Here is a 25,864-nt window from a genome sequence, read left to right on the forward strand (position 1 = left end):
CTATTATGTTATCAATTCTATTAATAGTGGGGGTTACTCTCCAGACCGCCGGAACTTATCTGATATGGCCCAGCCGGTGGAACATTCCAGCGCACACATCACTTGGCTTGCTTTTTGTTGCTTATATCATCCCTCTTGCCATAACACCGACGCTTGACAAGTTTTCGTACGATATTGTTAGTCAGTATGTGATGATTCAATTTCTTGGCGGAATTTTATACGCGACCGGCCTTTTGATAGGAGGAAATTACAAAGCAGTTCGTTTAAAGAAGACCGTTAGTTATTTGAGAAACAATCGAAAGTTTTTAAACGAAGTCCTTCCACAAAGAATCATCATTCTCGGCTTAGCTGGCTTGCTGGGAATTTGGGTTTCATTCGCAATTATGGGATTCATACCCATGTTCGCCGACGAACCGTTCTCGGCTAAATTTTTTAAAGGCCAGTATCAAGAATCCTATCAGCGAATCGCTTGGCTATATCGATTCTCCTTTCAGATAATATTGTTGATATTCACAATGGTTGCTGCGTTATGGTGGGATAAAAAAAAGCACATTGCGTTGGTAATATCGGTGTGTACAGTTTTGACACTGACTGCCGCCCTGACACGCGGAAGTGCGTTTATTGGTTTAGTAAGTGTCATTGGTCTTGTTTGGGCCTCAAAGAATAAGTTTTTCTTCCTCTATCCTATTGGATGCGTATTTGTAACGATAATAGGTAGTTTGTCTTATCTAATAGTTGCACTATTAATAGATAATTCGGCCTTTTCCGCAATCTATGGAACTGAATCTATTACTGAATCTATTTCGAATGGTGCGCCAGATATCTCTGACCAGCTGATGCTATTGACAAGTTTTGAAGTCGATCCGAAATTTACTTTTGGACGAACAATTTTGGGTGGATTAGTTCCGTTTAACTTTCAATGGAATCCCTCTGTGTGGACGCTTTCTGTAAGCAATGATACTGACGATATTTCAGAGATAGCATCTGGAGGATTTAGATTATCGACCCCACTTTGGGGTTATTTTAATTTCGGATGGACGGGGGTCTGCTTGGGCTCTTCTCTTATAGGATTTTTCGTTGGTGCTTTTCTTAATAGCATAAAAAAAGAGTTCTCTGAAAATTCGATATTGTTTTCGGCATTTTGCTTATTTATATACAATAATATTATTGGAATAATTTCGAATGGCATGACATTGAGTATTTACTCTGCTCCATCTGTTTTTGTTTTATTTTTCCTAATCTATCGTTCATCTGCAAAAATATCCTTTAGGTAGCGATAATTGGAGTTTCTATATTATTCAGTGTGGAGATTTTCATATCTATATGACTGATGTTCTTGTCAATACACGAATTCTCGGCGGCCATACGACGGGAGTTCAAAGGTATGCACTGGAGTTGCTCGCCCGTTTGGGTAATCAAGTTCATGCCGTCGCTCCAACGAAGCCTCGCCATGGTGTCAACGGACATCTATGGGAACAATTTGTTCTTCCATCAAAGTTGGATGGTCGGCTGCTTTGGAGCCCAAGCAACACGGGCCCTTGGATGGTCGAGCGGCAAGTCGTCACCCTTCACGATGTTGTGCCGATAGACCATCCGGAATGGCTCAACCCCCGTTTTGCCGCCTGGTATCAGTTTCTGACTCCGAAGCTTGTAAGGCGAGTCCGTTCGGTCATTACGGTTTCACTGGCGACCCGGGAGCGTATTCTTCATTACTTCCCGGACGTTGAGGCGAAGATTGAGGTTGTTCATATCGGTGTCGACCAGCGTTTCTATGAACGCGATGCTTCGGAGAAGGAGACAGCGCGGCAGAAGCTCGGAATTCCGTCGCCGCACTATGTGTTCGCGCTCGGCTCGCTGGAGCCCAGGAAGAACCTGTCGCGTCTTCTGCAAGCCTGGGCTCGCATCGAGCACCGTGTGCCTGATGACGTTTGGCTGGTGCTTGCCGGCGCTCATGGCAAGAAGCTCGTGTTCGGCGATGTTTCTTTCGAAAGCCTCCCGCCACGTGTGCATCTGAGTGGTTATGTGCCGGATGAGTTGCTGCCGGCTTTGTATTCTGGAGCAATCGCGTCGCCTTACCTGTCCGTCTACGAGGGCTTCGGATTGCCGCCGTTGGAAGCCATGGCCTGCGGCAGTCCGCCGTTGACAGGTGATCGCACGTCGTTGCCGGAGGTGGTTGGCGACGCGGGCGTCATGGTCGATCCCTTTGATGTCGATGCGATAGCGGATGGTCTGCTTCGTCTGATCGAGGACCAGTCGCTTAGGGTGCTGCTCAGTGCTCGCGGAATCGTTCGCGCGAAGGCATTCACTTGGGAGAAGACAGTTGCCGAGACGTGGTCGATCCTCGAGCGGGCAAGTCAGCGATGAACGTAGGCCTGATAGTTCCAACGCTCAATGCCGGAGACCTGTGGAATGACTGGCTGGTAGCCCTGAGGGCGCAGCAGGGTTGGGCCGGTGCGACGCTGGTCATCGATTCATCGTCAAAAGATGCGACGGTCGATCGGGCACGCGAAGCTGGTCTGCGTGTACAGGTGATCGCTCGTGGAGAGTTCAACCACGGGGGAACCCGGCAACGGGGAGTTGAACTGCTTCCCGATGCGGAGATTCTTGTCTTCCTCACGCAGGACGCGTTGCTGGCTGGTCCGGGTGCAATCGCTGCCCTCGTCCGCAGCTTTGACGATTCATCGGTCGGCGCTGCCTACGGACGGCAGTTGCCGCACAAGGATGCTGGGCCGATCGGAGCTCACGCGCGGGTGTTCAATTATCCGGCGACGAGCCATACGAAATCGCTTGGCGACCGCGACCGTTACGGCATCAAGACAGCATTTATCTCGAATTCCTTTGCAGCATATCGGCGCAGCGCGCTTCTCAGCGTTGGTGGCTTCCCGGGCAATGTGATCTTCGGGGAGGATATGTACGCGACTGCGAAGATGTTGATGAGGGGGTGGTCAGTGGCTTACTGCGCCGACGCCTGTGTCCATCACTCCCACGATTACTCCGTGAAGGAAGATTTCCGGCGCAGCTTCGATATCGGCGTATTCCACGCCCGTGAGCCTTGGCTACAACAAACCTTCGGCAAGGCCGAGAAGGAAGGTTTGCGCTACGTTCGTTCCGAACTCGCGTATCTCGCCAAAAGGCAGCCGCTGCTGATCGTTTCCGCACTTATACGGACGGGCGCAAAGGCGCTGGGGTATCGATTGGGAAAGCTTGAGCAATCGTTGCCGCTATCGTGGAAGAAGCGATTCAGCATGTCGCGCACGTATTGGCTCCAGGGGCCATGAAGCACGCCTTCAGCTGAAAAGCTCTGGTATCAGCGCACCGGCTTAAGTACATACACGGCTTGGTCGCCTTGACCAAATGCATTGAGCACAAGCGAAGCTAGCCGCAGATACAGACGGCTGAAACCACGTGGTGCAATTGCCGACGGTTCATTTTTGCGACGAAGCGGGATGCCGTCGCGATAATTGCGGCTAGCCCAGAACTGAAAGGCACCGGAGTCGCGCATTTTCCTCTCGATAGTCAGGCCAGCCGCTTTCGCAACTACAGCCATCGCCTGATCTGTCATCAGGTAGTAGTGCCTCGGCGGATCGAGCTGTGCCCAGTCGACACCATAATGACGCCAAGCAAACGAATCGGACACCGGTATCCGGATCAACAGCTTCCCAGCGGGCGATAAGAACTGCCGCGCCCGGCGCAGCACTACTGCGGGTTCTGGCACGTGTTCCAGCGAGTGATGAAACATGAGCAAGTCGTAGCCTTGGCTTGGGATGTCGACGGTTTCGATGTGTCCTTTTCGAATCTTGAGGCCGGCTTCGTCAAGGTCGGCTGGGCGATAGGCATCGAGGCCTTCGAGATTACTGAAACCAAGCTCACGCAACTGCTTAAGCAAGATGCCAGGGCCACAGCCAACATCAAGTATCCGGCTGTCGCGCTTGACACCGGAAAAACCAACTGATTGGAGCATCTCGTCGGAGGTCAAGTAGTTGAGTATCGCTCCCAAACCGAAACGACTACCGGAGGCGGCCGCCTCGTTGCGCATCCGATATAGCGTTCCGATGAATCCCTGCTTGGCTGGCGTTGGCTCGGAGTCTTGATAGTAGGCTGGTGGATAGTGACGCCCGATGTCATCCGGAATGTCATTGATCTGTAATGTGCCGCAGGCACCGCAACGAAAATAGAGGAATGTCTCTCGAGTCCCGAACATCATTTCGGGAGCGTCCCAAGTTGAAAAGGCACCGGTTGCCAGGCAGATCCTGCAAGCAAACGTGGAGTTATCAGTGTGCATGTTGATTCACAGCCTCGGATGACGGTGATACAGCTAGCCAGCGGTTCGCCAGAGCGTCGACGAAGGGAAACTCGTCCTGATCCTGCGCACTCAGCAGGCCTTTCAATTGCGGAATCGTTGCGTGCATGGTTTCGGCCATTTGCTTGCAACAAAACGAGAGCGCAACGGACAAGCTTTCCGGTGAGACTTCGGCGAGGCTGACTATATTTCTGCTGTAGATCGATAAGTCCTTATTCTCGAAGTTATTGGTAATTACCGTGGCGCCGAATGCAGCCATTTCCAGCGGAGGATAGCTGGGGTGAGGCGATACCATCAATGAGCAACCGACGGCTGCATCAAGTAGGGTCTGGGCATACTGGTCAAGACTCAGCTTGCCTGCCGAAGTGAGGCGTACGGACGGCGACAGATCGAAAGGCGGATGTGTTTCGCCGAGCGATAAAACGGTCCACTGTGCTGCTTGCGGATCCGTCATCGCCCAGTGCCGAAGCCCAGCTAACAGCAAGGTGAAAGCGTTTCGTGCAGTCGTCGGCCGACCATAGACCAATATTAGCTTCTTCTTCTCGACTTCCTTTCGATCGCCCAGAACTGCCGCAAGCTTCGGGTTGAGCTTCGGCTGGAAATGATGCTCGTCAAGAAAGTGATACGAGCGCAGGCGGAAGTAGTCATGTAGCAGCCGAGTATTGAACACTGCGAGGATATCGTCTGCCGGGCGATAAGTGGAGTCGGCGAGCAAGTACTCGCTGGACCAAGCATAAAAGCCTGGTTCGAAGTCCTGGATGAAGTACAGGAATGGTTTCTTAGTTATGCCAAGTTGCGCGGCGCATTCAAACTGCCACTTCTTGATCTGAAAGGCCGTCGTCCAGTGAGTTCCAACGAAGAAATCGCGGTCGTCGATATCGAAGGGTTTATCCCTGCCGTTGAGAAACACGATCTCCAATGCGTGCCTCCGGCCGTTATCGGTCTGGTTGACCAGCCATTGTTTCCAGTGGTGGGGCTCGAACTCGAAGCCGTACTCTTGAGTGACGATGATTCGCGCCATGGGGAACCGCCCACGGAGTCTTTCAAAGAAGCGAAGCGCCGTTGCAACCCCGCCGAATGCGTTCTTCTGTGACAGCACCGGAACTACCAGATTGATTCTTGCCCGCCTGCTATGACCGATTTGGTAGCGCACAGGGAAGTTACCGATGTCTCCTATGCCGTATCTGGCGAATCGCCGGATGATCGCCTTCGCGCTATTGACTGCTCCGGGCAAGAAGTGCCGCAAAGCGGATCGTATGCGACTCATGAGATCCTCGGGGCATTGTGAGAGAATGCTCCCGCTCGGGTCATCTTGCGAAAAAGCGCAACCAGAGATAGCGCGATTATAATTTCAGTGATCAGCAGACTGACGGCCGCACCGTTCGCTTTAAAGTAGAAACTAAGCAGAGGAAGAAGTATCAGGTTGATGACGCCTGCACCGATCAGGCTGTAAGAGAAATGCCGGTTATAGCCGCGCGCGACGAAGAACTGAATGCCAATAATGTGGCTTACAGGAATCACGAGTGCGGAAAACGCCATGATTTGGAGCACGAGAACAGCTGGCCGCATTTCCTGACCGAACAGCAATGGAAGGAAGATCGGCGCGCCACCGATCATGCCGATAAATGCCAGTGCTCCGACAACTAAGATTGGTGAATGCGTAGTTAGTTGATGAAGAAACGAAGTGGCGTCTTCATCTATTCGGCGTGCAGAGGACGGGAACAGCACATTTGTCATGATCGGGATCAAGCCTATTGCCGCTGTGCGTAGTTTTTCCGCGGCCGCGAAATAACCTACCTCAGCACCTGGCACCACAAGCCTCAGCAGCACAATGTTCGTCGCCGAGTATAGGCTGCCACCGGCTGACGACAGGAACAGTGGCCAGCCTTGCGAAAGCCGCTCCTTCAGGTCGCTTCGCGAAGCCGGCGTAGCCGGTCCTAGACCGATACGCCAAGTCATGAATACACCAAACGCGGCCAGAAGGATGCCGCTTGCACCGAACGACAATGCAGCCCACACAAGATCACCTTCGTCGTCGACCAGCATGAAGACGATTGGAACTGCCGACGCACGAGCAATGATCGAAAGTGTGGAGGCCTCCGTAAGTTTTTCGAGGCCTTGCATCAGCCAAAGCGGAAATAGCCATGCGCCTATCACAAGCGGAAACTGAAGAATCACGAGATGAGACAGTTGGCTATCCGGAAACAGAAAAATGAATCCGATTACCGTTGCAGCTGACAATGCTACAAGTGCCGCTTTAGCCCGGAATACGGACCAAAACAGTCTTGTCAATTCGTTCTTCTTGCCAGCCAAGAGCGCGGCGTCGCGGGTTGCAGAAAGATTGAACCCGTAGTCGACCACGAGGATGAAGTATTGAATTATCGCCTGTGATACCGCGAATTCCCCGAACCCGCTCGGTCCGAGCTTTCGCGAAAGATAGGGATACATCAACAGCGGCAGAAGCAGTGTTGCACCGTGAAGTACAGCAAGGCTTGCGAATTTGCGGATCAGACTCATTTTTGAGGGGCGCTGTGATGCAAGAATCAACGCCATTGCCATGTTGTAAACGTATGACACGCGCTTTAGAGCAACATTGACCAGCAATGCGATCAACCGCTTAAATTGTAGTCCCGGCTTTCCATCTGAGCTTTTAACAGCCTTTGCGGGAAGCCTTAATTGCAAGTGGCCAGCAGTTTTATGTAGTCGCCGGACGCTGCAATTTTCGTCGCAAAAAGAGCGACGTTTTCAGTAAGCGCCACTGCCTTTGATCACAACGCGTACCGTTTTCAGCATGATGCTCAGATCCAAGGCAAGGCAGCGATTCTTCGAGTAGAACGCGTCAAGCACCACACGGCGCTCGTAGCTTGCATCGTTGCGGCCGGAAACCTGCCACAAGCCGGTCAGACCGGGACGTTGGGCGTAGTAATGCTTGGCAAATCTTCCGTAGCGAATGATTTCGCTCGGCACCACCGGGCGTGGGCCAACGACGCTCATGTCACCGCTCATGATGTTCCAAAGCTGCGGCAGTTCATCAAGGCTGGTACGACGCAGGAAGCGTCCTAGGGTAGTGATGCGAGGGTCATCCTTGAGCTTGAAGTCGCGCTCCCATTCAGCGCGCAATTCTGGGTTGCTTTCGAGAAGGTCGTTCAATACTTCCGAGGCATTCGGAACCATCGTCCGAAACTTGTAGACATGGAACAAGCGTCCACCACGACCGAGCCTGGCCTGCTTGAACAGAACCGGGCCATCGGAAAATCCCAATGCAAGTATGGCGACAAGGAGCACAGGACTGAGTGCCAGACCAATGCTGAGTGCGAAGGCAATGTCGAGGCTCCGTTCGGCGAATCCCCGCAACAACCCTCGCTCGACGCTGGACTGGCTCGTCAGGCGGTCACGACGCGGTGGATTGCCGACATGCACGCGGGAAGAATGAACAGTGGTCGACGAAGCAGCATGGGAAGAACGAGCCAGTGCGTTCTTGTCTGCGGTCCTCGTTTCTGCGGTGCTTGACATTAAGGAGATTCTCAAATCTTTGAAATTGGGAGATTCGTCATCAAATTTCTAAAACAGTGCCAGCAATTCAATGACTACTTCGTGACGCACCGCACAACGGTCAGCGGCTCATCATCCAGGCCCAAGCATGTTGCAGTGAGGCTTCAATCTCCGTGAACCGGGGCGACCAGCCCAAGATTGCTCGGGCTTTGTCTGCCTTTCCGACGGCATATGGAGGATCTCCCTCCCTACGGTCTGCATAGGTTACCGGGATACTGCGTCCCGTGACTCGGCGTGCCGCTTCAACAATCTGGTTCAACGAGAACCCTTGTCCAACTCCGAGGTTGAAAATCTCGAATACAGGCTCTGCAAGCAAAGCGCGGGCCACCGCTAGGCTGTGAGCGTGAGCCAGATCGCTAACATGAACGAAATCACGGACGCAGGTGCCATCGATCGTCGGGTGATCCGAGCCATTCAGCGTCAGCTTCTGTTCAATTCCAGCGGCGACTCTGAGCACGCAAGGGATGATGTGCGGTTCGGGGTCGTGGTTTTCGCCGATTTCACCATCTGGATCCGAGCCGGCGGCATTGAAGTAACGCAGGGCGATGGCACTGAAACCATGTGCGCGGACGTAGGCCTGGATCAGGTGTTCGCAATTCAGTTTGGTCCGGCCGTAGAACGATGCCGGCTCACAGATAGTACGTTCATCGATCGGCGCTTGATGTATGCCGCCGTACACGGCACAGCTTGAAGAAAACACCAGCGTGCGAACGGCTGCTGCCCGCATTGCTTCGAGTAGCCTCTGAGTGCCGGTACAGTTGTTCTCGAAGTACAAGCCGGGTTCAGCCATCGATTCGCCGACATAGGCAAATGCGGCGAAGTGCATCACGGCAATCGGTTTGACGTCCTTCAATACCTGCTCAAGCCGTGCGCGGTCGAGGATGTCGCCCTCAATCAACGGACCCCATTTGACGGCTTTGCGATGTCCGCGGCTGAGGTTGTCGTAGACGACAGGCTGATAGCCCGACTCTGCAAGTGCCTTGCAGGCGTGGGATCCGACGTAGCCGGCGCCACCGGTCACCAGAATGGTCTTGAGAGCGTCGGTCACCAGCGGCGTTCCATGTTCAGAGGTGCGTAAAAGCGCGGATTCAAAATTTTCGGTCTCTGTGCCAGGCCCAGGCGGTTTGCATGATGTCCGGCAGTTCGGAATAACGGGCAGTCCAACCCAAAGACTCCCTCGCCAAGGAGGAGTCAGCCACAAGCCTGGAGGGATCTCCGGGGCGCCGGTCAGTGAATTCGTGCGGCACTGCGACGCCAGTGATCTCTTCGGCAGCTTTCAGGACGTCGCGTACCGAAAATCCTGTGCCGTTGCCAAGATTGAACGCCAGCGCTCCGCGACGAACTTTCAGGAATTCCAGTCCGAGGAGGTGTGCGTTGCACAGATCATTCACGTGCACGAAATCGCGGACACAGGTGCCGTCCGGAGTTTCGTAGTCGTCGCCGAAAATCTTCATCGCACAACTCCGACCGAGGATCGAGTCGAAAACGCGCGGGATCAGATGAGTTTCGGGATGATGTGCCTCGCCGATATTGCCTGCCGGATCAGCACCTGCTGCGTTGAAGTAGCGGAACGACATCGAGGGCATGGCATAGGCCGTCCAGTAATCCTGCAAGACCTGCTCGACGGCAAGCTTCGAGCGACCATAAGCATTGATCGGATACTTGGGATGAGCCTCGTTGATCAGATCGCTGCGCGGCACCCCGAAAATCGCCGCAGTCGACGAAAAGATCAGCGGACATTCCGGGATTCGGCGAACTCGTTCAAACAGATTCAGCGAAGACGAAAAATTATTCAGGTAGTAAATCGCCGGATCTGTTACCGATTCCCCTACGATCGATTTGGCAGCGAAGTGCAACACGCCTTCTGGTCGGAAGTCGTCAAAAACGCGATCGAGAAACGCTGCGTCGCCAATGTCGCCGACGTGGAGTTCGCCCCAACGCACGGCCGCAGCGTGACCCGTCGATAAATTGTCGACGACAGCGACTTCGTGGCCATGTTCGGCAAGGAGCTTGCACATGTGCGAACCGATATAGCCGGCGCCGCCACACACCAGTAACCGCATTGGTTTTGAAGATATTTTTCGCACGAAGGATCAGACGGTCATTTCTCGTCGCTGCTCTCGAACCATGCGTTCGAAGTAGGCAATCGCCCGGGTCAGACCCTCTCGCAGTTGCACCCGCGGTTGCCAACCCAACTGGGTTTGCGCACGGGTGATATCCGGCTTGCGTTGTCTCGGGTCATCCGGGGGCATCGGGAAGAACTCAAGCTTCGAGGACGAATTGGTCAACTCGATCACCTGGGTGGCGAGTTCACGAATCGTGAATTCATGGGGGTTTCCGAGGTTGATTGGACCGGTGACGTCGGCGGGCGACGCCATCAGGCGAATCAAACCGTCCACCAGATCGTCGACATAGCAGAAAGAGCGTGTCTGCTGGCCTTCACCGTAGATGGTGATCGGACGGTTGAGCAGTGCTTGGACAATGAAGTTCGAGACAACGCGCCCGTCGTTCGGGTGCATGTTCGGACCGTAAGTGTTGAAAATCCGAGCGACTTTAATCTCGACCTTGTGCTGGCGGTAGTAGTCGAAAAACAGCGTTTCCGCGCAGCGTTTGCCTTCGTCGTAGCAGGACCGGTAGCCCACCGGATTGACATGACCCCAGTAGTCTTCCGTCTGCGGATGAACTTCAGGATCGCCGTAAACCTCGCTGGTCGATGCCTGCAGGACACGGCATTTGAGTCGCTTGGCCAGTCCGAGTACGTTGATTGCCCCGTGAACGCTGGTCTTCGTGGTCTGGACTGGATCGAACTGGTAATGCACCGGACTCGCGGGGCACGCGAGGTTGTAAATCTGATCAACCTCCACGAAAAGCGGCATCGTGACGTCGTGGCGCAGCATCTCGAAACGAGGATTGTTTAGAAGCGGATGCAGGTTTTCACGAGATCCTGTGTAGAAATTGTCGACACAGAGGACTTCCTGTCCTTCGGCCAGCAGCCGTGCGCATAGGTGGGAGCCGATGAAGCCGGCACCGCCTGTAACGAGGATGCGCTGTGGTCCGAATTCTCGCTTTGTTCCCATTCGTTATCTGTTCCTTGAATGACTGAGTGTTTGCCATGGCCGGGGATACCGCGCTCACGGAGAGTTATGAATTATCACCCGAACAAGCCAGCCGCCGTGCTGCACCGATTCAAAACCCAAGCACGCAAGGCGGGATTTTTGATCGCCGGGACTCAGCTGAACAAGGGATGTTTCCCGGCGTTCGACGTTGGGGAACGCGGGTTTCGGATTCGCGGTTCAATTAGCTCACGGCAGAGGGAAGCGTTCATCGCAACTCTCAAGTCATATTTTTGACCGAGCCATTTCAGTTTGGTGCGCACGTCATGAAAAATTTTAGAGTATTTAGTAATAAATATTAACCCAAACAAATACTTGACCGATACCTGTCGTCGCCTTTACGACTCGGTTTCCAGCCCGAGCTGAGACTTCGCGCACGGTTCGCGATCAAGTTTCCGGCGAGGCTAAGCCCCTGTTTACTCGCAATTGCCTCCTGCCAGGTTCACGCCATGTTGGGCGAGGACCGCGGTCACCGGCACCCGCGCACCCAGGGCCCGCAGAGTCCAATACAGCCCGCTCAAGGCGCGCAGCACGAACAGCAGGTCGGAAACCGGTCGGAACTTGAAGGACAGGCCGAGATTGCGCTTGATGGCGCCACGGATGTCCTCGATGAACCGGGTGTCGCCGAAATCGAAGTACTCGGCTTCGCCCAGCCGCCACAGGATCAGGCGCGCGAGTTCTTCATAGAAGGCCATCAGCTGCTCGGCAGTGACGCCCTCGCTGATGCCGCCGAGTGCGCTCAGATGCTCATGCAAGTCCTGCCAACGGGCTTGTTGCGCAGCATTGAGCAGCAGGACGACCTGCTCGGCCACCGAAGCGGTCAGTCGCTTCACGCAACCGAAGTCGTAGATGACGACGTCACCGGATTCGCGGAAGGCGAAATTGCCGGGATGCGGATCGGCATGGACGGCGAGGGCGACGAACATCTCGTGCGTCACCCAGCGGCAGAGCGCCAGACCCAGGGCATCACGCAGTGGCTGCGGCCAGGTTTTTGCCTCTTCCAGCGTTGCCCCGGACTCCTCGCTGAGCACCAGGATGCCGTCCGCGCAGAGCGCTTCGACCGGTTTCGGATAAACGATGCCCGGCAGCTTCGCGTGCTTGCGCAGGTATTTGAGGTGTGCCAGCTCCGCGCCGTAGTCGGTTTCCTCACGGAAGCGATCGCGCACCTCATCCATCACCAAGTCGATCGCCTCGCCGTCGACTGGCAGCAGTTTTGACAGACCGATGATCCGGCGCAGTTGCTCGACATCGGAATCCACCGCTTCGTCGACGCCCGGATAGCGCAGCTTGATGACCACCGGCGCGCCGTTGGACAGCACCGCGCGATGGACCTGGCCGATGCTCGCCGCAGCGATCGCGACGGGGTCAACCGAGCGGATGCGTTTCCTCTGAGCTGGCGTCCATTGGGCATCGAGCAGCGGCTGCATGTCCGAGAACGGCAGCGGCTCGACCGAGCGCTGCAACTTGCGAAGTTGTTCGGCGAGGGCAGGCGGCAGCACGTCTGCGTACTGCGAGGCGAGTTGGCCCATCTTCATCGCTGCGCCACGCAACTCGGCCAGGGTGCGCGCCCAGTCCTCGCCGACGTCGGCCCAGTACTGCGCCGTGCGCTGTACTCGGTCGCCACCGGGTAGCCGGTTCAGCACCGAGCGTCCGAGCGTCCGTAGGCCCACCCCGAGAATGCGAGTGCTGCGCCCGCCGGTACCGCGCGTCTTGATCGCCATAGTTCAGGCGGATTCGAGGTCAAAAGGAATGCGGCACTTATAACCCGGTCGCCGAGCTGCCGGGTGGCTGGCCATTTATGTCGGATTGGCCAGCCGGCGCCGGCGGTGCGGTGCGCTATTCACCCGCCGCTCCGGGACCTGACCGTATCGCGTATGCTTGCGAACCATTCTCATTCAAGCCGGCAGTGGACCAAAGTCTGAAAGACCTGAAGCTGCGTGTGGAAGCGATCGTCGACCGCGTCGAGGACGTGCAGGCCGCCGATCCGATCGCTGCCCGCTTGCGCGATCTCGGCTTCGTCGCCGGCGAGCCGGTTCGGGTGGTGGCCCGTGGGCCCATCGGCGGCGATCCGCTGGTTGTCCAGATCGGCTACACGCGCTTCGCGTTGCGTCGGGCCGAGGCCGCCCGAGTCATGATTCGAGTTGCCGCATGAGCGCCGCCAGCCTGCAGGTTGCCTTGGTCGGCAATCCGAACTGCGGCAAGACCGCCTTGTTCAACCGCCTGACCGGCAGCCGCCAGAAAGTGGCCAATTACGCGGGCGTGACGGTCGAGCGCAAGGCGGGCGAACTGCGCACGCCGTCCGGTCGACACGTTCGTCTGCTCGATCTGCCCGGGGCCTACAGTCTCGGCGCCACCAGCCCGGACGAAGCGATCACTCGCGACGTCTGCCTTGGTCTGATGGCGGGCGAGACCAAACCCGATCTTCTGGTCTGTGTGGCCGATGCCACCAATCTCCGCCTGCATCTGCGCTTCGTGCTCGAAGTGCGTGCGCTCGGCCTGCCGATGATCCTGGCGCTGAACATGTGCGACGCCGCCGCCCGGCGCGGCATCATCATCGATCGCGCCAAGCTCGAAGCGATGCTTGGTGTGCCGGTGGTCGAAACCATCGCCGTACGAGCGGATGGCGTCGGCAAGTTGCTCGACAAGATCGATGGCGCGCTGCCTCCGCTGTCATCGGCTGTCACGCCGGCTGATCTGCACGCCGAAGTACGCCACTTGATCGCTTCCGCCGTGACCATGCCGCGCCGCACGGCGGCACTCGATGACCGACTCGACCGCTGGGCGCTGCATCCGGTCGGTGGTCTGTTGATGCTTTCGATCGTGATGTTCCTCATTTTCCAGGCAGTGTTCTCCTGGGCTGCGCCGCTGCAGGACGGCATCGATGCCGGCATCACCTACGCTGCCGCTGCGCTGCGGAGTGCAATGCCGGACAACACGCTGCGCAGCCTGCTGGTCGACGGCATGCTGCTCGGCGCAGGCAGCGTCGTCGTCTTCCTGCCACAGATCCTGCTGCTGTTCCTGTTCATCCTGGTGCTGGAGGAATCCGGCTATCTGCCGCGCGCCGCATTCCTGCTCGATCGCCTGATGATCGGTGCCGGACTCACCGGCCGCTCGTTCATTCCACTGCTTTCGAGCTTTGCCTGCGCGGTGCCGGGGATCATGGCGGCGCGGACGATTCAGGACCCGCGCGATCGTCTGGCGACGATCCTGGTCGCACCGCTGATGACCTGCTCGGCGCGTCTGCCGGTCTATGCGCTGCTGATCGGCGCCTTCATCCCGGAACGCACGGTGGGCGGTGTCTTCAATCTTCAGGGCCTGGTGCTGTTCGCGCTGTATGTCGCTGGCATTGTCTCGGCGTTGGCCGTCGCCTACGTCATGAAGCTGGTCCGCCGTGACAAGGCCGAACATTCGCTGCTGCTGGAACTGCCTTCGTATCGTCTGCCGCACGTCACTGATGTGCTGATCGGCCTCTGGGAGCGCGCCAGCATTTTTCTGAAGCGAGTCGGCGGCATCATCCTCACGCTGACCGTACTGCTCTGGTTCCTGTCGACCTATCCGGTCGCCCCTGATGGCTTTGTGGGTGCCGCGATCGACTACAGCTATGCCGGCCGCATCGGCAAGGCGATGGAAGCGCTGTTCGCGCCGATCGGCTTCAACTGGCAGATCTGCATCGCGCTGATTCCAGGTCTTGCGGCGCGGGAGGTCGCGGTCAGCTCGCTGGCGACGGTCTACGCGGTCTCGGCCACCGGCGACGAAGCTGCCGGACAACTGCTGCCGCTGATCGCCGCGCAATGGTCGCTGGCCACCGCCCTCAGCCTGATCGTCTGGTATGTGTTTGCGCCGCAGTGCGTATCGACCCTGGCCGTGATCCGCCGCGAAACCCAATCCTGGAAGATCGTTGCGCTGGCCACCGGCTATTTGTTCGCACTGGCCTACGGCGCGTCCTGGATCACCTTCCGCATCGCGAGCGCACTGACATGAGCGCCGCCGCTACCACGACTGGATTCGGCGGCATCGTCGAAACCGCGGTGGTCGCGGTGATCGTCGCCGTGTTCGCCTGGCGCGGCCTGCGCCAATTGCTGCCTTCGGTGCATCGGCGGCTGGTCAACGGGCTGCGCCGAGTGCTGGGTCTCGAGGTCGCAGAATCTTCGAGCGCTGCGGCTGGCTGCGACAGCGGTTGCGGCACCTGCAACAACTGCGGCACGAAAACCCCATCGCCGGCGGCCGATGAAGCGCCGCTGCACTTCCAGCCACGGAAGCGCTGAGCGGATCAGTTCTGCCGCCGTTCTGCGCATTCCTCTGCGTCCGCAACGAAAACGCCCCGATCCGGCATGACCAGATCGGGGCGCATTTATTTGGTGGACAGTACAGGGCTTGAACCTGTGACCCCCGCCGTGTGAAGGCGATGCTCTACCACTGAGCTAACTGTCCGAGGCGCGCATTGTAGGGATGCGCATCGGTCGCTGCAATCGTTTTTGATCAGGCTTTTGATCGAGCCCGGCCGTGGTCCACCGCTGGTGCGAAAGCGACTGGCTACTGCGCTTCAACCGTGCGGCAAGCGCAGACCCAGTTCGACGATCTTGATGCCATCCATCTTGCGGACCACCAGTTCCATGTCGCCGAGCCGCAGACGGTCGCCGACCACCGGCTTGTGCAGCACGCTGGTGATGAACGCCGACAGGGTCCATTCGGTCGTCGATTCCGGCACCTCGACGCCATAGGCGTTGACCAGATCGGCAACCCGCGCCTCGGGGCTGATCACGAACTCGCCGAAGTAGCGCTGCTGCTCTACGGCCTGCTGGCCGCTGGTCGACTGGAACAGCTGGTCGAGTTCCGGCAGTTCGGTCTTCGAGACGATCAGCGACAGGTAGTCGCCGCCTTTCAGCGTGCCCCAGTCGCGATACGGCACCAGCTTGCCGGCGCGGGTCAGGCTGACGATCCGTGAATGGTCCTCGATCGGCAGCTGCTTCGGCTTCTTGCCGACCAGCGCACTGGTCCGCGCCAGCCGATAGCTGACCATCTCGTAGCCGCGGGTGCCGGGCAGGTCGATGTCGGCACGGCGCACGCGCGTGGTCACCGGCGGCATCTGAAGGCCGAGCAGGCGCGCGGCGGGGGCGACGGTCCAGCCCTGGACGATCAGCGAGACCAGCACGATGAAGAAAGCGACATCGAAGAACAAAGTCGCGTTCTCGAGTCCGGCCAGCAGCGGAAAGGTTGCCAGCACCATCGGCACCGAACCGCGCAGGCCGACCCAGCCTAGATAGACCTGTTCACGCCAAGGGAAGTGGAACGGCAGCAGCGACACCGCCACCGCCACCGGCCGGGCAATGAAGATCAGTACGGCGGCGGTGATCAAGGCAGGAATCGCTTCGTCGACCATCCGGCTCGGAGTGGCAAGCAGGCCCAGCACCAGGAACATGCCGATCTGCGCCAGCCAGGCGATGCCATCCTGAAAGCGCTTGATGCTGGCGAAGGCGCGCACCGGCTGGTTGCCGAACATCAGGCCGGCCAGGTAGACGGCGAGGAAGCCGCTGCCGCCGAGCGAGGCAGTGACGCCATAGATCAGCAGACCGCCGAACATGGTCAGCAGCGGATACAGCGAATCACCGAGTTCGACTTCGTTGATGGTGCGGATCAGCAGATAGCCACCGGCGTAGCCGAGACCGATGCCGAGCGCGATCTGGGTGACCAGCAATTCGGCGACTTCCATGACGCCGTAGGTCTCGGGCGCCAGCACGTAATGGACCAGACCGATGGTCAGCATCACCGCCATCGGATCATTGGTGCCGGACTCGATCTCCAGCGCCGAGCTGATGCGATTGTTCAGGCGCACCGAGCGGGTTGAGAGCAGCGAAAACACCGCGGCGGCGTCGGTTGAGCCGACGATCGCGCCGATCAGCAAACCTTCGGCGATCGGCAGATGGAACAACCAGGCGGCGACCGCGCCGATGATCGCCGTGGTAATCAGCACGCCGACCGTGGCCAGCATCAGCGCCGGCCTCAGGCCGACGCGGAAATTGGAGAGCGGCGTCCGCAGACCACCGTCGAACAGGATCAGCGCCAGCGCAGCGGTTCCAGCGAGATTGGCCGCCGAGTAGTCCGCGAACTTGATGCCGCCGGGGCCGTCTTCACCCGCCAGCAGGCCGACGATCAGAAACACCAGCAACAGCGGCACGCCCAGCCGCGGCGTGATCGCCGTCGCCAGGATGCTGATCAGGAACAGCGTTCCTGCGACGAGAATGCTGTGGCTTGCGACTTCCATCGGGGACGGCGGGTGCTGGTGACGGGCAGGGCCGGACGGCCGCCTTCATCGAGATGCTAGCGGATCGCGCGGCAGCAAACCGGGCGATCGTGCACAGAGCGCAGCAATTGAAGAAATCAGCCTTGCGCCACGCGGCTGTATGCAGCAATCAGGCGCGTGGCTCGTCCTGTGGCCAGTGCTGTTGCGCAGGCGTGGGAACTGCGGCCAGACCTTTTTGTCATACTCGCGACCTCTTCGACGCCTGCTGCTGACCCATGAAATCGACCCTCGTTGCCGCTGCTCTGCTGTTCATTGCCGTTGTGGCACCGGCGCAGGCGGGGGACGCTGCCGCTGAGAAGATCGCCAAGCAACTCGGCCTCAAGGTGGAGAACATCCGGCCATCGCCGATCGCCGGCGTCTACGAGATCCAGCACGAGCGCGAGTTCGCCTATGTCACGGCCGATGCCCGCTATCTGCTCCGCGGTGATCTCGTCGATCTGAAGACCGGCGAAGAGCTGACCGAGGTGCATCGCCGCAGCGATCGTCTCGAAGTGATCGGCAAGCTGGCCCAGAACAAGCTGATCGAGTTCGCACCGGCACCGCCGCAGATCGCCAAGTACACGATCACCGTATTCACCGATGTCGACTGCGGCTACTGCCGCAAGCTGCATTCGGAGATCGCCCAGTACAACGCCCAGGGCATCGCGATCCGCTATGCGTTCTTCCCGCGCTCGGGCCCGGATACCGATTCCTGGCGTACCGCCGAGGCGGTGTGGTGCTCGGCCGACCGGCAGAAGGCACTGACCGAAGCCAAGACCGGCGCGACGATCAAGGTCAAGGGCAAGCTCTGCGACAACCCGATCGCCGAGGAATATCAGCTGGCCCAGGATCTCGGCATCCGCGGCACGCCGATGATGGTGTTCCCGAACGGCGAAGTGTTCCCCGGGTACATCCCGGCGACGGCGCTGGCGCAGAAGCTGGCGGAAGCGAGCGCCAAGCCGAAGGGCTGATCCGAGCCGCAAGCCGTTCGCAGCGGCTTCACTTCATCCGGTAGCCGACACCCGGCTCGGTGACGATCAGGCTCGGCTGCTCGGGATTCGCCTCGAGCTTGGCGCGCAGCTGGCGGATGTAGACGCGCAGGTAGGCGACATCGCCGGCATCGTCTTGCTGCCAGACCTCGCGCAGCAGGTGGCGATGGGTCAGCACCTTGCCGGCGTGGATCACCAGTTGCTGGAGAATCCCGTACTCCTTCGGTGACAACCGCACCTCTGCGCCATCACGCAGCACCACCCGGCGCACCAGATCGACACTCAGGCCATCGCGCACGAACAGCGGCGGCGTGCCCTGGCTCTGCATGCGGTGGCGCAGCGCTGCACGAATGCGGGCCAGCAGTTCGTCGACGCTGAAGGGTTTGGTCACGTAGTCATCGGCACCGGCGTCGAGCGCGCGCACCTTGCCGTCGTCGTCGGTACGGCTGGACAGCACGATGATCGGCACCGCGGAATCAGCGCGTAGCACCTCGATGACCTTCAGGCCATCGCCATCCGGCAGGCCCAGATCGAGCAGGATCAGGTCCGGCCGCTCGCTGGCGGCCACGGCCAGCGCTTCGGCGACGCTGCCGGCTTCGAGCACCTTGTAATCGTTGACCTGCAAGGTGTTGCGCAGCAGCCGCCGGATCGGCAGCTCGTCGTCGACGATTAGCACGCGACCTTGTTCGAGGCTCATGAATGCAGACTCATGGCGACGCCGGCGAGGGCACCGCATCGGGCAACACCGCCGGTGCTTCGGCGATCAGTTCCGGCGAGAACTCGATCAGGAATTCCGCACCGTGCGCGCCGCTGACCTCGTTGCGATTGCGGGCGTGGATGCGGCCCCCCATCGCCAGCACGAAGCCGCGACAGATGGCCAGGCCCAGGCCGGTGCCGGCGCGCGCGCGGTCGGCGTCTTCGCGCACCCGGTAGAACTTGTCGAAGATGCGATCGAGATCGGCCGGTGGCAGGCCTGGGCCGTCGTCGCGGACGGCGATGACGATGCTGAAGCGATGGCGGGCGACAGCAACTTCGATGGTGCTGCCGGCCGGCGTGTACTTCGCAGCGTTGTCGAGCAGGTTGACCAGCACCTGATCCATCAGCGCTTCATCGAGCAGCAGCATCGGCAGGCCGGGCGGAATGCTCAGCTTCAGCTTGTGTCCGGTCAGTGCCGGCTGGCAGCGGCGCACCGCGGCGGCGATCAGATCGGCGAGATCGCAGGGCTCGCGCCGTGCTTCCAGCGCACCGGCATCGATGCGGGTCATGTCGAGCAGATTGGCGACGTAGCGGTTCAGTCGCTCGGCTTCGTCCTGGGCGCTGCCCAGCAGCTCATCGCGGGTCGCCTCGTCATAGCGGGTACCGAATGACCGCAGGCTCGCCAGGGTGCCGATGATCGAGGCCAGCGGCGTGCGCAGATCGTGGGATACCGAGGTCAGCAGCGAGGCGCGCAGCTTCTCGGTCTCGGCGAGCATTCGCGCCTGATCGACATCCTTGGCAAGCCGGATCCGCTCGGTGGCGATCGCCGCCAGATCGACCAGCGCGTCGAGCAGGCGGCGATCATCCGGCGTCAGACGGAAATCCGGCTGCGCGCGGCTGATGCCGACCACGCCGCGGGTGCCCTGGCCGGTACGCAGCGGCAGGAACAGGCAGCGGCCGCCGGGCAGGGTGTCGGTGCCGCGGCCGGTCGGCTGGTTGCGATCCCAGCACCAGCTCGCAGCAGCCAGATCGGCTTCGCCGAGCACGGTTTCGGCCGGCGAGCTGGCCATCGTCGTCAGCCGGCCGCTGGCATCGGGTAGCAGCAGCAGGGCATCGACTTCCAGCATGTTGGCGATCTGCGCGGCGGTGACTGCCATCAGCGTGTCGAGCTTGCGGATACCGGCCAGCTTGCGGCTGAAAGCGAGCAGCTCGGTCGTGGTCAGCGCCTGATCGTGGGCGGTTTCCGCGTGCAGCCGTTCGCGGGCCGTCAGGGTGCTGGTCAGCACCGCTGCGGCGCAGAAGAAGATCAGCGCCAGCACCTGGCTCGGATCGGCGACGTTGAAGGTGTAATGCGGCTCGGTGAAGAAGAAGTTGTAGGCCAGGGTGCTGGAGACCGACGCAAAGATCGACGCACCCAGGCCGTAGCGCGTGGCGCTCCACAGCACAGCCGCGAGATAGACCAGCGAGATGTTCGGCACCGATACCAGCGCATCGAGCACGCGGCCCACCAGGGTCGCCATGGCGACCATGACGCCAGTGGTGACATAGGCGGAAATCTCGCGACTGGCCGGGCGCCGTGGTCGAGCCACCGGTGTGCCGTCACCATCGTCGCCACCGGGGACGGCTGTGGGATCCTCGGCCAGGATGTGCAGGTCGATGCCGCCGGCATCGCTCAGCAGCTCGGTGACCACCGAGCCATGCCGCCAGGAAAACCACCAGGGCCGAGTGGTCTTGCCGACGACGATCTGAGTGATGTTGTTGTTGCGCGCCCAGCCCAGCAAATCGGCCGCGATATGCCGCGAGCCGGGCAGGCTCAGCGTTTCCGCCCCCAGCGATTCGGCCAGCCGCAAGGTATCGGCGATCCGCATCTGCGCCTTTTCGCCGAGCGAACGGGTGCGCGTGGTTTCGACATGCAGCGCGAACCAGGGCGCGTCCAGACGATCGGCGATGCGCTTGGTCCGCCGCACCACTTCGGCGGCGGCCGGCGATTCGTTGACGCAGACCATCAGCCGCTCGCCTGCCACCCACGGCCCGCGGATCGCATGGCTGCGCATGTAGGCGCGCATCTGGTCATCGACCCGTTCGGCCGTACGACGCAGCGCCAGTTCGCGCAGTGCGGTGAGATTGCCGGGCTTGAACCAGTTCTTCAGCGCCGCCTGCGCCTGCGCTTCGGCGTAGACCTTGCCGTCGTTCAGGCGCTCGATCAGCTCCTGCGGCGTCAGATCGACGATCTCGACTTCATCGGCCGTATCGAAGACCTGATCGGGCACCGTCTCGCGCACTCGCACGCGCGTGATCCGGGTCACCACATCGTTGAGACTTTCGATGTGCTGGATGTTCAGGGTCGACCAGACATCGATGCCGGCAGCCAGCAGTTCGGCAACATCCTGATAGCGCTTCGGGTGGCGCGAGCCTTCGGCGTTGCTGTGCGCCAGCTCGTCGACCAGCACCAGCTGCGCGCGCCGGCGCAGCAGGCCGTCGAGATCCATCTCCTGCAGCATCCGGCCGCGGTAGGGGATGTCGCGGCGCGGCTGCATTTCCAGGCCCTCGGTCAGCGCCAAGGTGTCACGCCGACCATGGGTCTCGACGATGCCGATCACCACATCGACGCCTTCGCTGCGCTTGCGGTGCGCCGCTTTCAGCATCGCGCAGGTCTTGCCGACGCCCGGTGCGGCGCCGAGAAAGATCCGCAACTGGCCGCGCGTGGCGGCCTTCGCTGCTTCCAGCAGCGCTTCCGGTGACGGACGTTGCCGCTCGTCGGCGCTCATGGTTCAGCTTTCGCTGCGCACGCGCCGCATGACCTTAATCCGCTCGATGCGCGGGCCGGTGACTCTCTGCACGGTGATCTCGTGTGCGCCGATGACGATCTGATCACCACGCACCGCGATGCGATCGAGCTTCTGCATCACCAGGCCGGCCACGGTATCGACATCCTCGCTGCCATCGATCTCGGCGCCGAGCACGCGCTCCAGCCGGTAGACCGGCGTATCGCCACGGAGCAGCAGGCTGCCATCGGCGAGATGGACGATGCGCCGATCGACCTGGCCGGCGCGGCGCGGCTCGTACTCGTCGACGATCTCGCCGAGCATCGCTTCGAGTACGTCTTCCAGAGTCACGAAGCCATCCATGGTGCCTTCGAAATCGTCGACCAGCGCCAGATGTGGCGCACCCTGGCGGAAGCGGCGCAGCACTTCAAGTGCCGGCGTGTCTTCGCGGAAACGATGGATGTCGCGGGCCAGGCGGCGCAGGCGCTGCGGGTAATCGTCGCCCGGTGGTTCGAGCAGCAGATCCTTGACGTGGACGACGCCGACGATGGCCTCGTCCTCATCGAGCAGCGGATAGCGGCTGTAGCCGTACTTCTGGACGATCCGCCGCACTTCGGCGTGGCTGCTGTCGTGATCCAGGCCGATCATCTCGCGGCGCGTGCGCATCAGATCGCTGGCGACCAGATCCTGCAGCTCCAGCGTGTGCGCCAGCATGATGTTGAGGTTCGACTCCGGCTTGTCGCCGGCGGCATGGCTGAGATGCAGGATCATCTTCAACTCGTCATGCGTGTAGCTGTTGTTGGCATCGTGGCCGCCGGTGCCTTCGAGGCCGGCCGCCTTCAGCGCGATGTTGGCGCTGCGGTTCAGCAGTTCGATCGCCGGATACATCAGCCAGTAGAACGCGTACAGCGGCGTCGCCGTCCACAGCGACACGCCTTCCGGCTGACGGATCGCCATCGACTTCGGCGCCAGCTCGCCGATGACGATATGCAGAAACGAGATCACCGTGAACGCGACGATGAACGCAATCGTGTGCATGGTGCGTTCGTTGTCGATACCGGCCATGGTCAGCAGCGGTTCCAGCAGGCTGGCAAACGCCGGTTCGCCGACCCAGCCGAGGCCGAGTGAAGACAGGGTGATGCCGAGCTGGCAGGCCGACAGATAGGTATCGAGCCGACCATGCACCTTGCCGAGAATGCGGCCCCGCCAGCCGTTCTGCGTGCTGAGTTCCTGCGCCCGCGTGGTGCGCAGCTTGACTAGCGAAAACTCCGCGGCGACGAAGAAGCCGTTCAGCACCACGAGCGCGAATGCCAGTGCGACCAGCAACGCGTTGTCGAAAGAAGACATGAGACCGTGCGGCATGCCCCAGGATGGAGGCCGGGGGCAGTATATCGTCCGCTGGGAAAAGGTCCGTCATGACCTTCATGGGCTCGATGTAACTTCGATGCCGTCGCTGGTTCGCCACCGAAAGCTCGGTAGCCGGTTCAGGGTATGGCAGCGGTGATCGGCGCCAGCTGGTCGAGCGCCAGGTTCAGCACCAGCACGTTGACCACCGGCTCGCCGATCAGGCCGAGCGCATCGTGCTCGGCCTTGGCAGCCACCAGCTCACGCAGCTTCTGCGCATCGAGCTTGCGAGCCTTGGCGATGCGCGGCAGCTGGAATTCGGCTGCGGCCAGTGAAATCTGCGGATCGAGCCCGCTGCCGGAGGTGGTGACCAGATCGACCGGCACCGCGGCTTTCGGATTCTCGGCGGCGAGCTTGTCGGCATCGGCCTTGACCCGATCGAGCAGCGCTTTCGAAGTCGGGCCCAGATTCGAGCCGCTAGAAGACGACGCGTTGTACGGATCCGGCGAGGTCGCCGATGGCCGGCCGTGGAAGTACTGTTCGCCAGCGAAGGTCTGGCCGATCAGCTCGGAGCCGATGACCTTGCCATCACGCTCGATCAGACTGCCGTTGGCCTGATACGGGAACAGTGCCTGGGCAAGGCCGGTGATCGCCAGCGGGTAGGCGATGCCGGTCAGCGCGGTGAACAGCGCCAGCAGGACGATGGCGGGACGTAGTTGTTGCAGCATGGGGTTGCTCCAGTTCGTTGTGGCTGTTCAGCCGGGCTCAGGCCAGGCCGAGCGCAGTGATGGCGAGATCGATCAGCTTGATGCCGATAAACGGCGCGATCAGGCCGCCACCGCCGTAGATCGCGAGATTGCGGGCCAGCAACTGGCCGGCGCCGACCGGGCGATAGCGCACGCCGCGCAGCGCCAGCGGAATCAGCACGATGATGATCAGCGCGTTGAAGATGATCGCCGAGAGGATCGCGCTCTGCGGGCTGTGCAGGCCCATCACGTTCAGCGCATCGAGCTGCGGATAGAACGAGGCGAACAGCGCCGGCACGATGGCGAAATACTTGGCCACGTCGTTGGCGATCGAGAACGTGGTCAGCGCGCCGCGGGTCATGAGTAGTTGTTTGCCGATGCCGACGATCTCGATCAGCTTGGTCGGATCGGAATCGAGATCGACCATGTTGCCGGCCTCGCGGGCCGCCACGGTGCCGGTCTGCATCGCGACACCGACATCGGCCTGGGCCAGCGCCGGCGCGTCATTGGTGCCGTCGCCGCACATCGCCACCAGACGGCCGCCGGCCTGCTCCTTGCGGATCAGTGCCAGCTTGTCTTCCGGGGTCGCTTGCGCGAGGAAGTCATCGACGCCGGCTTCGGCGGCGATCGCTGCGGCAGTCAGCGGGTTGTCGCCGGTGATCATCACCGTGCGAATGCCCATGCGGCGCAGTTCGGCGAAGCGCTCCTTGATGCCGCCCTTGACGATGTCCTTCAGGTGGATCACGCCGAGCACGCGCTCGTCGCGAACCACCGCCAGCGGCGTGCCGCCGAGTTTCGAGATGCGCTCGGCAATCGCTTTCAGCTCCGCCGGCACTGCGCGGCTGCCGCCGAGGCGGCTGACGTAGTCGATCACCGAATCGACCGCACCCTTGCGAATCACTGCACCGTCGATGTCGATGCCGGACATCCGCGTCTGCGCGGTGAACGGAATGAATCGGGCACCCGAGCCGGCGAGGTCGCGGCCGCGCAGGCCGTACTTCTCCTTGGCCAGCACGACCACGCTGCGGCCCTCCGGCGTTTCATCGGAGAGGCTGGCGAGCTGCGCCGCTTCGGCCAGTTCGCGATCGGTGACGCCAGGCACCGGCACGAACTCGGCAGCCTGACGATTGCCCAGCGTGATGGTGCCGGTCTTGTCGAGCAGCAGGGTGTCGACATCGCCTGCGGCTTCCACTGCACGGCCGGACAGCGCCAGTACGTTGAAACGCACCAGGCGATTCATGCCGGCAATGCCGATCGCCGACAACAGCGCGCCGATGGTGGTCGGGATCAGGGTCACGAACAGCGCGACCAGCACGATCACCGGCACATCGCCGCCAGCGTATTTGGCGAAGCTTGGAATCGAGGCCACCGCGAGCACGAAGATCAGGCTCAAGCCGGCGAGCAGGATGTTCAGCGCCAGCTCGTTCGGCGTCTTCTGGCGCGAGGCACCTTCGACCAAGGCGATCATCCGGTCGAGAAAGCCCGAGCCGGGTGCCGCGGTGATCCGCACGATGATGCGATCCGACAGCACCCGCGTGCCGCCGGTCACCGCCGAGCGATCGCCGCCGGCTTCGCGGATCACGGGCGCCGATTCGCCGGTGATCGCCGATTCGTCGATCGTCGCGATGCCTTCGATCACTTCACCATCGGCCGGCACCAGATCGCCGGTTTCGGCGACCACGCAGTCACCGGCCTTGAGCACCGTGGCCGGCACCTTGATCTCATCGGTGCGATTGGCGTTGAGCTTGCGCGCAACGGTCTGGGTGCGGGTCAGCCGCAGGCTCGCGGCCTGCGCCTTGCCGCGGCCTTCGGCCAGCGCTTCGGCGAAATTCGCGAACAGCACGGTGAACCACAGCCAGACGATCACCTGGGCCGAGAACAGCAGCGGCGCGCCCGACGAATTGCCTATTGCGGCATCACGGACAAACAGGATGCTGGCCAGCAGCGAGACCAGACCGGTGATGAAGATCACCGGATTCTTGGCCAGACTCTTCGGGTGCAGCTTGATGAAGGCATCGCGCAGCGCAGGGCCCAGCAGTGCGCTGTCCAGCATCGTGGTAGCAGAAGTTTTCATGGATT

General features: G+C 60.4%; 21 protein-coding genes and 1 tRNA gene. 7 read left to right on the plus strand and 15 right to left on the minus strand.

The window, feature by feature from the left end; all coding sequences use genetic code 11:
- Window positions 1-5: 5 nt before the first annotated feature.
- The 3 genes from G513_RS25655 to G513_RS0105440 are packed head-to-tail and all read left to right on the plus strand — an operon-like array spanning window position 6 to window position 3,278.
- The gene (locus G513_RS25655; protein WP_169560519.1) at window positions 6-1,274 is read left to right on the plus strand and encodes a hypothetical protein; all 1,269 of its coding nucleotides are present in this window, start codon (window positions 6-8) and stop codon (window positions 1,272-1,274) included.
- A gap of 49 nt (window positions 1,275-1,323) precedes the next feature.
- Window positions 1,324-2,364, plus strand: coding sequence for a glycosyltransferase family 4 protein (locus G513_RS0105435; RefSeq protein WP_022975810.1), 1,041 nt, complete (start codon window positions 1,324-1,326; stop codon window positions 2,362-2,364).
- Window positions 2,361-3,278, plus strand: coding sequence for a glycosyltransferase family 2 protein (locus tag G513_RS0105440; protein ID WP_022975811.1), 918 nt, complete (start codon window positions 2,361-2,363; stop codon window positions 3,276-3,278). The genes G513_RS0105435 and G513_RS0105440 overlap by 4 nt, the downstream gene beginning before the upstream one ends.
- Before the next feature lie 29 nt (window positions 3,279-3,307).
- Here G513_RS0105440 and G513_RS21535 read toward each other — a convergent pair whose 3' ends face one another.
- The 8 genes from G513_RS21535 to G513_RS21550 form a co-directional block, all read right to left on the minus strand.
- A complete protein-coding gene (locus tag G513_RS21535; protein ID WP_022975812.1) occupies window positions 3,308-4,282 on the minus strand; it encodes a class I SAM-dependent methyltransferase in 975 nt (324 codons plus the stop codon).
- Window positions 4,272-5,567 (minus strand): rhamnosyltransferase WsaF family glycosyltransferase, encoded by a 1,296-nt coding sequence (locus tag G513_RS21540; protein WP_022975813.1) that lies wholly within the window; start codon window positions 5,565-5,567, stop codon window positions 4,272-4,274. Before G513_RS21540 ends, G513_RS21535 begins: the two co-directional genes overlap by 11 nt.
- Window positions 5,564-6,913 (minus strand): oligosaccharide flippase family protein, encoded by a 1,350-nt coding sequence (locus tag G513_RS0105455; protein WP_084711347.1) that lies wholly within the window; start codon window positions 6,911-6,913, stop codon window positions 5,564-5,566. The genes G513_RS21540 and G513_RS0105455 overlap by 4 nt, the downstream gene beginning before the upstream one ends.
- A 132-nt stretch (window positions 6,914-7,045) precedes the next feature.
- Window positions 7,046-7,813, minus strand: coding sequence for a sugar transferase (locus tag G513_RS25345; RefSeq protein ID WP_084711348.1), 768 nt, complete (start codon window positions 7,811-7,813; stop codon window positions 7,046-7,048).
- Window positions 7,814-7,913: 100 nt separating this feature from the next.
- Window positions 7,914-8,900 (minus strand): UDP-glucose 4-epimerase GalE, encoded by a 987-nt coding sequence (gene galE, locus G513_RS0105465; RefSeq protein WP_022975816.1) that lies wholly within the window; start codon window positions 8,898-8,900, stop codon window positions 7,914-7,916.
- Window positions 8,901-8,940: 40 nt separating this feature from the next.
- Window positions 8,941-9,915, minus strand: coding sequence for a UDP-glucose 4-epimerase GalE (gene galE, locus G513_RS0105470; RefSeq protein WP_022975817.1), 975 nt, complete (start codon window positions 9,913-9,915; stop codon window positions 8,941-8,943).
- A gap of 30 nt (window positions 9,916-9,945) precedes the next feature.
- Window positions 9,946-10,929: a UDP-glucuronic acid decarboxylase family protein gene (locus G513_RS0105475; RefSeq protein WP_022975818.1), complete on the minus strand. Its 984-nt coding sequence runs from the start codon at window positions 10,927-10,929 to the stop codon at window positions 9,946-9,948.
- Between the two features lie 452 nt (window positions 10,930-11,381).
- Window positions 11,382-12,686: an ABC1 kinase family protein gene (locus G513_RS21550; RefSeq protein WP_022975819.1), complete on the minus strand. Its 1,305-nt coding sequence runs from the start codon at window positions 12,684-12,686 to the stop codon at window positions 11,382-11,384.
- A 197-nt stretch (window positions 12,687-12,883) separates the two neighbouring features.
- Here G513_RS21550 and G513_RS0105485 point away from each other — a divergent pair, with 197 nt between their 5' ends.
- The 3 genes from G513_RS0105485 to G513_RS0105495 are packed head-to-tail and all read left to right on the plus strand — an operon-like array spanning window position 12,884 to window position 15,230.
- The gene (locus tag G513_RS0105485; protein ID WP_028475174.1) at window positions 12,884-13,117 is read left to right on the plus strand and encodes a FeoA family protein; all 234 of its coding nucleotides are present in this window, start codon (window positions 12,884-12,886) and stop codon (window positions 13,115-13,117) included.
- Window positions 13,114-14,946 (plus strand): ferrous iron transporter B, encoded by a 1,833-nt coding sequence (gene feoB, locus G513_RS0105490; protein WP_022975821.1) that lies wholly within the window; start codon window positions 13,114-13,116, stop codon window positions 14,944-14,946. Before G513_RS0105485 ends, feoB begins: the two co-directional genes overlap by 4 nt.
- Window positions 14,943-15,230, plus strand: coding sequence for a hypothetical protein (locus tag G513_RS0105495; RefSeq protein WP_022975822.1), 288 nt, complete (start codon window positions 14,943-14,945; stop codon window positions 15,228-15,230). Before feoB ends, G513_RS0105495 begins: the two co-directional genes overlap by 4 nt.
- Before the next feature lie 91 nt (window positions 15,231-15,321).
- Here G513_RS0105495 and G513_RS0105500 read toward each other — a convergent pair.
- Both G513_RS0105500 and G513_RS0105505 read right to left on the minus strand, forming a co-directional pair.
- Window positions 15,322-15,396, minus strand: a tRNA-Val gene (locus G513_RS0105500).
- 112 nt (window positions 15,397-15,508) lie between these two features.
- Window positions 15,509-17,227, minus strand: coding sequence for a potassium/proton antiporter (locus G513_RS0105505; protein WP_022975823.1), 1,719 nt, complete (start codon window positions 17,225-17,227; stop codon window positions 15,509-15,511).
- Between the two features lie 254 nt (window positions 17,228-17,481).
- On the opposite strand from G513_RS0105505, the gene G513_RS0105510 reads away from it, so the two are divergent.
- Window positions 17,482-18,216: a DsbC family protein gene (locus tag G513_RS0105510; RefSeq protein ID WP_022975824.1), complete on the plus strand. Its 735-nt coding sequence runs from the start codon at window positions 17,482-17,484 to the stop codon at window positions 18,214-18,216.
- Window positions 18,217-18,244: 28 nt separating this feature from the next.
- Here the strand turns inward: G513_RS0105510 and G513_RS0105515 are convergent, their stop codons facing one another.
- The 5 genes from G513_RS0105515 to kdpB all read right to left on the minus strand — a co-directional run bounded on the left by G513_RS0105515 (window position 18,245) and on the right by kdpB (window position 25,859).
- Complete coding sequence (locus G513_RS0105515; RefSeq protein WP_022975825.1) at window positions 18,245-18,931, minus strand: response regulator; 687 nt, start codon at window positions 18,929-18,931, stop codon at window positions 18,245-18,247.
- 10 nt (window positions 18,932-18,941) lie between these two features.
- Entirely contained in the window at window positions 18,942-21,698 is a 2,757-nt protein-coding gene (locus G513_RS21555; RefSeq protein ID WP_022975826.1) for a DUF4118 domain-containing protein, read from the minus strand.
- A 3-nt stretch (window positions 21,699-21,701) separates the two neighbouring features.
- Window positions 21,702-23,042: a hemolysin family protein gene (locus G513_RS0105525; RefSeq protein WP_028475175.1), complete on the minus strand. Its 1,341-nt coding sequence runs from the start codon at window positions 23,040-23,042 to the stop codon at window positions 21,702-21,704.
- Window positions 23,043-23,179: 137 nt separating this feature from the next.
- Window positions 23,180-23,767 carry a potassium-transporting ATPase subunit KdpC gene (gene kdpC / locus G513_RS0105530; protein ID WP_022975828.1) on the minus strand — a complete coding sequence of 196 codons (588 nt, stop codon included), beginning with the start codon at window positions 23,765-23,767 and terminating at the stop codon, window positions 23,180-23,182.
- Window positions 23,768-23,804: 37 nt separating this feature from the next.
- The gene (kdpB, locus tag G513_RS0105535; protein ID WP_028475176.1) at window positions 23,805-25,859 is read right to left on the minus strand and encodes a potassium-transporting ATPase subunit KdpB; all 2,055 of its coding nucleotides are present in this window, start codon (window positions 25,857-25,859) and stop codon (window positions 23,805-23,807) included.
- Between the last annotated feature and the right edge of the window lie 5 nt (window positions 25,860-25,864).

Source organism: Nevskia ramosa DSM 11499, from assembly GCF_000420645.1.
GTDB lineage: Bacteria > Pseudomonadota > Gammaproteobacteria > Nevskiales > Nevskiaceae > Nevskia > Nevskia ramosa.